We start from the raw sequence: 12226 nt of genomic DNA, 5'->3' as shown, positions 1-12226 counted from the left end.
CGAACCTATTTATAGGAGTGATAAAAATGAAAATTTACGTTGATGCAGATGCTTGTCCTGTAAAAGATGTAATTATTTTTGAAGCTACGAATGCGGAAATTCCTGTTACACTCGTTACTAGTTTTTCTCATTATTCTAATGCAGAGCAGCCGAAAGGTGTGGAAACAATATATGTTGATTCCGGAGCAGATGCTGCTGATTACCGAATTATGCAGTTAGCAAAAAAAGAAGATTTAATCGTAACACAAGATTACGGTCTTGCTTCGCTCGCTTTAGCAAAAGGCTGTATCGTACTACACCATAAAGGCTATAAGTATACGAATGATAACATTGAACAATTGTTACAAACACGATATTTAAGTGCAATGGTTCGAAAAAGTGGTAAGCGTACAAAAGGACCGAAACCATTTACAGCAGAAGATAAAGAGAAATTTAGAGCGCTCTTTAAAAGTATGATCGCACTTTAAAAATGAATCGTCTATTTGCTAGGAAAACTTCGCAAAACAAAGAAGAGAATATCCAAATGAACATTCTCTTCTTGAGGTTTACCCGTTTAAAATGAAGGTAAATTATCTAAGTTATTTTCTTTTATTCCATCCGGTTCACTACGTATAATATCTCTGCCATACTTATGAAATACGTCCACATGAGCTAACTTCCCTGATTTCGCTTCATTAAGAGCAGTCATATAATCTAACTCTCTCCCGCTACTTGTTTTAAAAGCAATCAAATCACCTTCATCATTTTTACGAACAGCAACAATTTGTTCTGCTCCTGAAGTAACTTCCTGAGCTATTTCAAATTGAGCTTGCTCTTCCCCTTGATGTAAATAATCATTATACACTTTTTCAAAATCTTTTTTGTCCATTAAACTCACCTCCAACACATTTTATTAGTATGGTTGGGAGGTATTGGTTTTATGTAATTTTCTCTAAACTTTAGTATTTTCAAATGAAAACATTGTCCCCTCACTATTTGATTGTAAAGTGTATTTTATATCAAACATCTTTGATATATCTTCAATATTTTTCAAACCAAGTCCTGTTCCTTTACTATTTATATCGAACCCAATCCCATTATCTCTAAAATAAACAATATCTTCATCTATAATGATTTTAAGTTTTTTAGCTTTTGAATGTTTAAGGATATTTTGAAAAATATTATCAAATAGCCTTTGAATCCATAACTCATTACTATTCCATATCAACTCTTTATCTTGTGGATTATATACTAATTCAATTTTATGAATGTTATACAAATAGCTCCATTTTTTAATCATATTTTCTATTAAATTATGTATATTCACTTCATCATGCACAATATAAGTATTCTCTAAGGTTTCGGTAGATTGCATATTAAATTCGTTAGTTAAATCACTTATATATTGTATCTGCTCATACAGTGATTCAAGTACTGGTGCTTGTTCCTTGTACTCACCTTCTAAATAATATAATTGTAATCTGACCGCTGTTAAGGGTGTATTAATATCATGCCGTAATTTATTTAATAGTTCCTTTTTTATTTGTTCCTGTTGTTGTAGTTCCAATTCTCGATAAGTTGTTCTTTCTATAAGCAAGTTTACTGATTTAATCAGTTCTCCCATTTCATCATCGCTTTTAACATCTATTATATTAGGGATTTTTTTATCACTCGCCAAATCTCGAATTGTTTGATTTAATATATTAATTTTATTTAATACGGTGTTAATCGACCTTGAAAATACAAAAGCTAATACTAATAATGATAACAAAAATATGATTAACATAGTAGGATATGCATAGGATTCGTGAAAAGGGATGTTCTTATTTTTAGTTTTAAAGACAGCATTATAAATAACTGATACAAAGATACTAATCAACAACAATAACAGTGGTACGCTAATAATAGCGGAGAATAATAGTAACTGATATTTTTTCTTTAAGTTCATTTCTTCATATAGGTATTTAATCTATACCCTTCTCCATATATGTTCTGAATAATATCACCTGTTTTATCATCAATTTTGGTTCTGATTTTCTTTATATGTACGTTCATGATATTTTGATTTCTATCTTCGAGTTGCCATAGGTAATCATAGAAGTGCTCTTTCGATAAAATTCTATCTCTATTTTCATATAAATAGAAGAATATTTTACGTTCAATTGCTGTAAAAGCAACTTCATTACGCAAACCATTTATAAAAACTCTTTTATATTCTGCATCTATAAATAAATGGTTAATTTGCGTGAAGGTACCATATTGATTATCTAACATTTTCTGAATCCTTAACAACAGCTCTCTAGGGTCAAAAGGTTTTATCATGTATTCTTCCCCAATAGTCAAACCTTTTAGTTTACTATCCATATCACTCCGAGCTGATAGAAATATAATCGGAATATTTAATCCTAGATTTTTTATTTTCTTTGTAATTTGATAACCATCTTCTCCCGATAACATAACATCCATTATGACTAAATCAATTTCATGAATTACATCAAGAACTTTCCTTCCCTCTTTCTCCCAATACACATTATACTTCTCGCGCTGCAAAATTTTTTGTAATAAATCCCCTATAATTAAATCGTCTTCAACAATTAATATGTTATATACTTTCATTATGTAGACCTTTCATCGCTATAATAGCAATAGCTTAGTTCTTAACTACTTTATTATTAATAAAATCCATAGCAAATTTGTATATTTCATCAGGAGCGTATAAATAAATACTATGTGTGCCTTCAATTATTTTCACATCTGCTCTTAATAACTCGCTAGCAAACTCCTTATAATCTTTATTTTTTTGCTTTGTATACTTTGAATCTTTATTTTGCCTAGCAATTGCATCTATAAATAAAATAGGTGTTTCTTTTGGGATTGATAAGGAATTTGATTTTTTACTGTTATTATAGCTTTGTAAAAGTTCTTGCTTCATATCATCATTAAAAGCCCTTTTGTATGTAAGCGCTTTATAAATTTCTTTTTCTTGTTCGTTTAAAAAGGATTGCTTAATGACCTGGGGATTATAAGTAATAGAGGGAGCTAATCTCTGAAAACCAATTTTCGTTAAAATATTCATCCCTTTTATTTTTAATGAATCCACCATGCCTATTTTATGAGTTACGTACTGTTTAGGTAAACCAATATCTAATGCAATAATCCCTTTTACTTCACCCGGATATTTTTGTGCCCAATAAATAGCCTCTATACCCGATAGAGAGTGTGGTACTAAGATGTATGGTGGTTTATTTCCACTTCGAATAAGCGCTTCTCTTGTTTGTTCTAATATCGTATCAATATCTCTCTCATCTTGAAAAACATCACTGTATCCATAACCAGCTCTCTCAATTACAGAAATCTTGTTTTCTTTCGAAAATTCACTATATAAGCCTTTCAATTCATAAACAGGAGCGGCAATTCCAGATCCGGCCATAAATACAAACGTATCCTCCCCGCTCCCCTCATTATAAACATTCAATTTTTTATTATCGAAATTAACAAGTTCGCCTTCATTGTTCATTAATTCCGATTCCATTTTTAATTGATAGTTATGATATATAAATACAGCTCCTGTTCCAAAGAAAATCATACTAATACATATTAAAAATATTATTTTCACTGACTTTAATAATTTTTTCATTTGACACCCCTTTCAGCCTACACTAAAAGGGTACAATGTAAAAATAAATTTCTAATAAATTTTTCAAAATGAACATGTATTCTTTGTTTCTAATTATGGATTATTTTAATACCTACGCAACCCCCTCAAAGTCTCCAATATATCATCTGTAAAGGCTGTACTACCCTCTGTCTCTAAAACTCTGAAATATAAACTTCTTAAGAACGATCTAATATTTTGTACTAAAATAGCATGCTGCGGATGTCGGATGTCCTCAACAGTTGCTATACTATGTAGCCAATTGCTCCACTCTTCTTCAGTTAAAAGCTTTTGGTTATGTAACGACATAATTGGCTTTACTAATCTCTCATCCTCAAAGTGTACATATACGTAATCACTCAATCGAACCTTCTGACGAACAGCCGCAAGAATCGCATATGAAAACTCACGATTTTGAATTGTACGTGCTAACGCATCGAGCGCATCTGCTGCATGTGCAGTAGAGTGTGCCCAGCCTTTTCCTTCTACGTAGCCCCTTACATCTTCTTCTAAATATACATATTCCAACACTTGTTCTGCCACACTGTACAATTGTTCTTCCGATAACAACGGTTCTCTTTCATGAACAGATAAAATAAGTGGTGGAATTAATACGGAGAATGCACGTTTAAATACAGAGTCTGTTCCCTTTTCACCAATTTTATAAAATAAATAATCAGGACTAATTGCTTGTAGCATTAACCCTCGTAATTCTTTTTGTCTAAACACATCATTTGTAATCCATGTATGAAGCGTACTATAAATTAAATCATCACGTAATTCAGCATCTGGTGATCCGATATAATCTAGCATCCACTGCGCATATGGATATGCATCTACGTCTTCTGGTACAGCATAATTATTATTTTTAATTTGTAGTAGTTCTTCTTTTAGTTCTAGTACTTCTGTCATTTTTTTATCCCCTTTAAATTTCTCTTCCTAAATTATTCCCTATTAGTATCATAAAATTAAACCCATTCTTAACGCAATATAAAATGGAATCATTAATTATCTTCACTATGTAACAGTTCTTCCAATGTTGCTTTAACTTCTTCTTCTAATTCATTAATCGTTCCGCTATAAAGTGTTCCTATGCTACTACTTTTTCGATATCCTTGGTAATAATACCAAAGCGAAATAGTACAGACTTCCCATGATTTTGAAGCATCATATTCAAAATTAATTTCTGATCTATATTCATACTCTAAACAATTCTTAGATGTTAGTTCTTCTAATTCATCACCGTCTATATCTCTTTTAATTGACAGCTTCAAATTTAATTTACCATTTTGCGCAAAACGTTCTTCATATATTTTTTGATACTTACTGCAAATGTCTTCACTTATACTCTCTAGTTCCATTATTTTTTGTTTTAACTGTTCATTTATCTGTTCATTTTTGATTTCTAAATATTGTCCATCCTTCTCTTCATTCACTTTATTATTTTTTTGAAACCATCTAAACAAATGTTCATTCCCCCTATATAAACTGTATTAATGTCTTTTAAATAGAACTACTGGATCATCAAATTTACTATTTTCAAATAAAACATCTGCAATTTCTTTCGGATTATGCTCATCTATATACAACTTACAGGCCGCATGATATCTGTTCAAAAACATCTTCTCTGCTTCTTCATAACTTCCAAAAGCTTCAGTTTCCCGCTTAGCACCACGTTTTCTCGCAATCTCAAAATTTGTATCTACAAAGATTTTGTAATCAAATAAATACGCAACGTCTTTTTTCAATAGAAACGTTCCATCTACTATTAATATCATATTTTGCGTGGCCAATAGCGGCTCATTATGTACAGACATATCCGTTATTAAGTTATGAGAAATCATTTCATATTGTAAATTCCCGTTAGGTCCTAAAGGCATTAATAATCTTTCTTTGAAAGCTGTATAATCGTGTGCATCTTCATAATACCCTCTTGCAGATTCTTTTCCTTTTGCATAGCGAATCACTCTTGGATTATGAAAATCATCAATGCTGGCGCGTGTTACTGGTAATCCTCGTTTTTTTATTTCTTCCGCTAGTTCGTTTGCAAATGTTGTTTTTCCTGATGCTGTAATACCACTTACTCCAACTCTTGTTGGATAGGTTAAGTTTAGCTTTACAATATGATCTGCAATTTCTTTGATTCGTTGTTTTCGGTTCATGATATCTCCCTTTATAATTAGTTTACATAATGTAATTATAAGTAACAATCCATGTCACTATTTGTCGGTAAATCGATATCCTTTGTCGAATCGTTGATATATTTTAAGTTATGATAGATATATTTGAAAAATCGTTGATATATTATTAGCTTACTTCCCCTTAAACCCTCGATATAAAGCAGTCCGTAATTCTTGTTTGTATTCTTCAATTTCTGGCATTTCGAGTTCTTCTGCTAGTCTGATAGCTAATTCAATATCATACGGTACTCGTACAAGTTGAATAGAAAAGCTCGCTGCTTCTTTTTCATTGTAAGTTCCTTCAAATATTAAATAGGAAGCTTGCGTTATTTCAAGTGGGTTTCCTACGCTGCCGGCATTACATAACGTTTTCCCTCTGAAATTTTGAACGAACGCTTGGTGAACGTCACCGTAACAAACGACATCTGGTTTTCTTTCTCCTTCTATATTTTCTGTCAGATCACTATTTTCGAACATACTAATACGCTCTTCTCTTGAAGCGTGTGGTTGAATTCTTTCATATAAACTTCTCGGTGAGGCGTGGAACATACGAATGAGTTTTCCACTCATATAAAACTCGATTGAAAATGGTAAGCTTCTTAAATAGTCGTTTTGTTCTTCCGATAATTGTTTTTGATGCCATTTTAATGCTTCAAATTCAGTCGGCTTTGTAATAAAATCATCCCAGTTTCCCATTACGACTACTTCACATTCTTTACGAATGATTTCAATTGCTTCACTGGAATGAGGTCCTTTTCCTACTAAATCTCCAAGACAAATAATGCGCTCGATTCCTCTTAATTTAATATCATTCAACACGGATTCTAATGCTTGAATATTACCGTGAATATCTGAAATTACTGCTATTTTATCCATATAAATTACTCCTTTATTTATTACATTCGCTTGATTGATACCATTTTGGAATATAAGATGAAAAATGATTATGCTCTTCTAATATTCCATTTAATCTTTCCTTCATATCATCTACTAAATGCGGCGTACTTCGATTCGTCCAAACGATATCCGCTGGGAATGTCATCGCGGCGTACAATGTATAGAGTTTCCAAAAATGAAGCGATGGTTCGCCTCCGCAATAACCGTGAACTTGTCCAACCGCAAATGGTTTACTTATTCTTGTAGTAAAAATCGCTACATTATAAAAATCGTGTATTGGATCGCCAAAATCATATCCACAAAAATCAATAACGATAAACTCCTTATTATGAATCATACTATTTGCTGGATGGAAGTCATCATGTAAAAATCTTATTGGACGATTTTTCAATAAATCTTTATGATTTTCTACAAAGGTTAATATTGGATTCAAATCCAGAAAATTCACCTCGTAATCTGTTAGTGCCTCTATGTATCTTTCGTATTTATTCCATCTAGATGTTTCCCATTTATTACTTGCACTTTCTCTTTCAATTGAGTGAATCCTCTTTAATACTTCCCCTGCTTTTCTTCCTGCCTTATACTGTTCTTCCACCGATAACTTCGTTAAACCTTCTTCACCATTTATACCTCGGGTCCATTCAAATACTTGAACACATTTATTTAATTCCTCAAGTTTTATGAAATGAATTAACTTAGGCGTTGGAATATGTAATGACTCTAATCGTTTCATATACGTATATTCTTCTTGTTTACGTTCAAAATGAACTGTATCACATACTTTTACAAAATATGTTACTTTGTTTTCTAATTCTATTTTATGTTTCTCTTCATGTGAGAAACCTTTTGAAATAGCTGTACACTTTACAATACGAGGCCATTCTAGTATTCTCTCTATCTCCCTAAGCATTTCTTCCACAACGTTCACCTCTATTAATATATGTACAAACTACCTAGCACTTCATGCTCTCGTTTATTTCCACCTTTAAACTCTACTGCAAATGGATATTCGCCATTCTTATTCAAATGTTCTAGTACTAGCCCTTCTCCAATCGGTTCACAAAACTGCACATGAATATTTCCAAACACTACACTTTGACTCTCAGCATTCCATTTTTCATTTTTCACAACTGAACTTGTAGATAGTCCCATTACTTTTTTCCATTTCCGTACTGTTTCTCGAACGTTTTTTACTGCGTAATAAATCGTTTCAATTTGTTGCACTTTGTTTTTATGTTCAGTGATCGTCCTACTGTTACGTAAATCGTTTCTTCTTTCTTCGTCCGTTTCATTCCACTGTATAAAGAAAGGTAATTTCGGTCCGTTCTCTTCTTGCCTAACAAATAACATTTTCCATTCTAAAAGCCGGCCATCTTTTCTCATGCGTTTCCCTTCAAATGGCCCTATCGTATGTAAGCCGTACTTATTAAAGTTAACTGCTAGCTCCTCAATTGCATCTGTTCGGATCGCGATTTGTAGCATTCCTTCTCCATTTTGTAGTTTCACCACTGTTTCTTGTACTAATGGATTTTCTGCTTCTTTCTCTTTTTCTTCATGTTGAACTGCTAAAAATTCTATATATGATAAATCAAAATAACTTAAACTATTCCAAGTACCCCAATTCGTATGCTCTCCGCCTAATACAGTATGAAATCCAAGTTCCTGCATTTGTTTTGCCGCTTCCTCCGGTGTACCATGAACTGCGTGAACAAGATGATCAAATCGTAACATGTCTTTCTCCCCTTTCTCTCCATCCTTTTATTGTATATTTTATTTTTATTTCATTCAATTCAAAAACTTTAAAACCTAGTTGATTTATACGATTAATATGTATTATAATGAAACAAATTTAATTATTGCTGATTGGAAAAACCAAAGGCACTTTTCTCATACGGGAAAAGTGTCTTTTTCATTTATTATTACAGGGGGATTATTTATGCAGAAATTAATTGTCTTTGCTATTATTGGATTTTTCGCTCAACTGATCGATGGAGCACTCGGAATGGCGTATGGGGTAACGTCTACTTCACTATTATTAATGTTTGGTATTGCACCGGCTGTAGCTTCCGCATCGGTTCATTTAGCTGAAGTCGTTACAACTGCAGCTTCTGGCGCATCTCATATCAAATTTGGAAACGTTGATAAATATACAGTTTCCAGGCTTACATTACCTGGGGCAATCGGCGCATTTGTTGGGGCATGTTTTTTAAGTAATTTGCCTGGAGATGTAATCAAACCGTACATTTCCGTATTTTTATTTACTTTAGGGGTTTATATTTTATTACGATTCATCATTCAAAAACAAATTGTCACTTCAAATAAGCGTATGTCTGCAAAACAACTTGTGCCGCTTGGTTTATTCGCTGGATTCGTTGATTCAACTGGTGGCGGTGGTTGGGGGCCGATTACGACACCTGTTCTTCTAGCAAGAGGAAATGAAGCTAGAAAAGTTATTGGATCTGTAGATACGAGTGAATTTCCTGTTTCACTCGCTGCAACAATCGGCTTCTTCATCTCACTTGGCTGGGAACAAGTAAGCTGGGTTTGGGTATTTTCTCTCATGCTCGGTGGTATCGTAGCGGCACCAATCGCGGCATGGCTAGTTCGCATCGTTCCTTCTCATTTACTTGGCGTATTAGTTGGTGGTCTTATTATCTTTACAAACATTCGTACACTGCTTACTACCTTTAAAGTGGATCCAACTATTATTTCACTTTCTTACGTTGCAGTTGGTCTTGTCGTTATTATTTCTATTTTCATTGCTGTTCGTAATCATTCCAATCGTCCTAATACGTCAACGGCTGAGTATCCGAATGATCAGAAGCAAATGCTACCATAACTATAAAAAATACCGCTCAATTTAGAGCGGTATTTTTTATTTTTCTATTTTCCAATTAATCATCATTTCTGTAGCATTTACTCTCTTCATATGTAACTTTTCTAAAACACGCATCGAACTATAATTATCTAGAAGTGTCTCTGCAATTATTGTTTCTACCTCACCTGTTTTGAAAGCCCAATCGATTAGTTCTTTTACAGCTTCTGTTGCATAGCCCTGATTCCAATATTTCTCAATGAATCCATAGCCAATTTCTACTGTTTGATCCTCGTTTGGTTTCCCTTTAAACCCAATATCACCTAAAACGCTATCATCTTCTTTTCGAAGAACATACCACGCCCCCCATGGTAATAAAGTTGCATCTTGTTTTACATTCTTTACATGCCCTACAATATGCGGGCCGCTATTGTATCCTTGCTCGTTAGCGACTTGAATCCTCTCTTCTGTACACGGCACTATATAGAGCCTTTCTGTTTCTAATTTCATTTTGATTTCCCCTTTTTGCTTAAACGTTACTCTAATTATAACAAATAATATGACTTTATTATGAATGTCGAATTATATTTTTCTGAATTTTCTTTTAATTTAGAGGGTTTTTCAATATTTTTTGCGAAACATTTGTATAACAATTTTTTCTTTGCTTATTGCTACATAATAGTAGGTTCGGGTGGAGTTTTGCAAGCGTTTCCTATACAATAACCGATATTTTTTGACTTTTCCTAACAAAATATCTTGCAATATATTCAGAAAGTCATTACAATTGCCATATATTAAAAATCTTAGCAATATATCAAATCCTCATCAATCCGATGAGGTAGAGGTTGCGACTTTTAAGAGTACGACGGACGAGACACAGAGAATGTCACCGACTCCGTTTGAAAGGAAAAGTTGCCGAAGTTTATATTTCTTCTCTGGAAATATGAGCTGGGGCTGTCTCCGAAAGGAACAGAACTGTCACGTTTACAAAATTACCGTGTAAACGTGGGGTGCTATCTTAACGGAAGGGTATGATGGGGTGGTTATTTGTGAAACGTTCCGCCAAATTCCTTTGGCGGTTTTTTGTATTTTTCTCCCCCGCTCCTTCCTAACCTACAAGAAAAGGAGTGTTGAACATGAATAGCGCAACAAATCAATCTACCTCTAAAACGCAAACTACACAAGGACAAGGTGAATTAAAACGCGGATTAAAATCTCGTCACCTTACGATGATTTCTCTCGGCGGTACAATTGGTACCGGACTATTTCTTGCCAGCGGTGGTGTCATCCATTCAGCTGGACCTGGTGGTGCATTAATTGCATACGCCGCAATTGGAATTATGGTTTACTTTTTAATGACAAGCTTAGCTGAACTCGCAGCTTACATGCCTGTTACTGGATCTTTTAGTACGTACGCAACAAAATTTGTTGATCCATCACTTGGCTTTGCACTTGGATGGAACTATTGGTATAACTGGGCAATTACGATTGCTGCTGAACTAGCTGCTGTAACATTAATTATGAAATTTTGGTTCCCAGATACCCCTTCTCTTATTTGGAGCGGATTATGTTTAGCTATTATTTTCCTTTTAAACTACTTATCTGTTAAAGGGTTTGGTGAATCTGAATATTGGTTCGCACTTATTAAAGTAGTTACGATTATTATCTTTTTAATTGTTGGTTTCATGATGATTTTTGGAATTATGGGCGGCGAAACGGTTGGCTTCAAAAACTTCACTGTTGCAGATGCACCATTTAACGGCGGTATCATGGCAATTATCGGTGTGTTTATGGCAGCTGGTTTCTCATTCCAAGGTACTGAACTATTAGGAGTAGCTGCTGGTGAAACATCTGATCCAGAACGTAATATCCCAAAAGCAATTCGTTCAATCTTTTGGCGTATTCTTTTATTCTATATCCTTGCGATTCTCGTTATCGGTTTATTAATTCCTTATACAACTGAAAGTCTTGCTGCAAGTGATGTAACAGTAAGTCCATTTACACTTATTTTCGAAAAAGCGGGCGTTGCCTTTGCTGCTTCTGTTATGAACGCTGTTATTTTAACGGCAGTACTATCTGCTGGTAACTCTGGTATGTATGCATCAACTCGTATGCTTTGGGATTTAGCTCGCCAAGGGAAGGCACCAAAGTTTCTTGGTAAATTAGATAGCCGCGGTGTACCTGTTAACGCATTAATCGTAACATCGATTGTCGGTAGTATTGCTTTCATTGCTTCTTTATTCGGTGACGGTGTTGTATACATTTGGTTATTAAATGCATCAGGAATGTCTGGCTTTATCGCTTGGGTCGGCATTGCAATTAGTCATTACCGTTTCCGTAAAGCGTATATCGCACAAGGAAAAGATTTAAATGACTTACCATATAGAGCAAAATGGTTCCCCTTCGGTCCAATCTTTGCATTTACACTTTGTATCATCGTAATTTTAGGACAAAACTACGGGGCATTTATGGGTGAGTCAATCGACTGGAACGGTGTACTCGTTTCTTACATCGGTTTACCACTCTTCTTAGTACTATGGTTAGGTTATAAATTTACGAAAAAAACAAAATTGATTCCACTTGATAAATGTGAACTAAAATAAAGTGAAACGAGCAAACAAATTTGTTTGCTCGTTTTTTGTTGCAAACCTCTTTACTTCCCTATTGCTCCTGTTTTTGCAATAATAAAGGAAATATAAA

The 12226-nt window shown here is 33.9% G+C and carries 14 protein-coding genes and 1 riboswitch; of the genes, 3 read left to right on the top strand and 11 right to left on the bottom strand.

The features are described from left to right. The first annotated feature begins 26 nt into the window (after positions 1 to 26). A complete protein-coding gene (locus DN404_RS26290; RefSeq protein ID WP_000708761.1) occupies positions 27 to 467 on the top strand; it encodes a YaiI/YqxD family protein in 441 nt (146 codons plus the stop codon). An 86-nt stretch (positions 468 to 553) separates the two neighbouring features. On the opposite strand, the gene DN404_RS26285 is transcribed toward DN404_RS26290, so the two are convergent. From DN404_RS26285 to DN404_RS26240, 10 genes are all read right to left on the bottom strand, one after another. Further along, on the bottom strand, positions 554 to 868 hold the full coding sequence (locus DN404_RS26285; RefSeq protein ID WP_000358161.1) for a DUF3892 domain-containing protein: 315 nt from the start codon (positions 866 to 868) through the stop codon (positions 554 to 556). A 63-nt stretch (positions 869 to 931) separates the two neighbouring features. Continuing rightward, a complete protein-coding gene (locus DN404_RS26280) occupies positions 932 to 1927 on the bottom strand; it encodes a sensor histidine kinase (RefSeq protein WP_139849552.1) in 996 nt (331 codons plus the stop codon). Beyond that, positions 1924 to 2595: a response regulator transcription factor gene (locus DN404_RS26275; RefSeq protein WP_048535716.1), complete on the bottom strand. Its 672-nt coding sequence runs from the start codon at positions 2593 to 2595 to the stop codon at positions 1924 to 1926. Before DN404_RS26275 ends, DN404_RS26280 begins: the two co-directional genes overlap by 4 nt. Positions 2596 to 2629: 34 nt before the next feature. Beyond that, positions 2630 to 3616 (bottom strand): alpha/beta fold hydrolase, encoded by a 987-nt coding sequence (locus DN404_RS26270; protein WP_048535713.1) that lies wholly within the window; start codon positions 3614 to 3616, stop codon positions 2630 to 2632. 105 nt (positions 3617 to 3721) lie between these two features. Next, positions 3722 to 4546, bottom strand: coding sequence for a DUF2785 domain-containing protein (locus DN404_RS26265; RefSeq protein ID WP_048535712.1), 825 nt, complete (start codon positions 4544 to 4546; stop codon positions 3722 to 3724). Positions 4547 to 4638: 92 nt separating this feature from the next. Continuing rightward, on the bottom strand, positions 4639 to 5100 hold the full coding sequence (locus DN404_RS26260; RefSeq protein ID WP_000490271.1) for a hypothetical protein: 462 nt from the start codon (positions 5098 to 5100) through the stop codon (positions 4639 to 4641). Positions 5101 to 5127: 27 nt separating this feature from the next. Beyond that, a complete protein-coding gene (locus tag DN404_RS26255) occupies positions 5128 to 5796 on the bottom strand; it encodes a nucleoside/nucleotide kinase family protein (protein ID WP_048656368.1) in 669 nt (222 codons plus the stop codon). 150 nt (positions 5797 to 5946) lie between these two features. Then, on the bottom strand, positions 5947 to 6690 hold the full coding sequence (locus tag DN404_RS26250; RefSeq protein ID WP_000357659.1) for a metallophosphoesterase family protein: 744 nt from the start codon (positions 6688 to 6690) through the stop codon (positions 5947 to 5949). A 13-nt stretch (positions 6691 to 6703) separates the two neighbouring features. After that, the gene (locus tag DN404_RS26245; RefSeq protein WP_088363872.1) at positions 6704 to 7630 is read right to left on the bottom strand and encodes an aminoglycoside phosphotransferase family protein; all 927 of its coding nucleotides are present in this window, start codon (positions 7628 to 7630) and stop codon (positions 6704 to 6706) included. A gap of 14 nt (positions 7631 to 7644) precedes the next feature. Then, on the bottom strand, positions 7645 to 8442 hold the full coding sequence (locus DN404_RS26240; protein WP_149215634.1) for a VOC family protein: 798 nt from the start codon (positions 8440 to 8442) through the stop codon (positions 7645 to 7647). 97 nt (positions 8443 to 8539) lie between these two features. Between DN404_RS26240 and DN404_RS26235 the strand changes: the two genes are divergently transcribed. Then, complete coding sequence (locus DN404_RS26235) at positions 8540 to 9550, top strand: sulfite exporter TauE/SafE family protein (RefSeq protein WP_002024365.1); 1011 nt, start codon at positions 8540 to 8542, stop codon at positions 9548 to 9550. 36 nt (positions 9551 to 9586) lie between these two features. Here DN404_RS26235 and DN404_RS26230 read toward each other — a convergent pair whose 3' ends face one another. After that, the gene (locus DN404_RS26230; protein ID WP_000764607.1) at positions 9587 to 10036 is read right to left on the bottom strand and encodes a GNAT family N-acetyltransferase; all 450 of its coding nucleotides are present in this window, start codon (positions 10034 to 10036) and stop codon (positions 9587 to 9589) included. 321 nt (positions 10037 to 10357) lie between these two features. Continuing rightward, positions 10358 to 10550: riboswitch (Lysine riboswitch) on the top strand. A 112-nt stretch (positions 10551 to 10662) separates the two neighbouring features. Here DN404_RS26230 and DN404_RS26225 point away from each other — a divergent pair. Next, complete coding sequence (locus tag DN404_RS26225) at positions 10663 to 12129, top strand: amino acid permease (RefSeq protein ID WP_001083385.1); 1467 nt, start codon at positions 10663 to 10665, stop codon at positions 12127 to 12129. The last annotated feature ends 97 nt before the right edge of the window (positions 12130 to 12226 follow it).

It is taken from the genome of Bacillus sp. TE8-1 (genome assembly GCF_008368855.1).
GTDB lineage: Bacteria > Bacillota > Bacilli > Bacillales > Bacillaceae_G > Bacillus_A > Bacillus_A cereus.
This window is presented reverse-complemented; position numbering and strand designations above follow the sequence as displayed.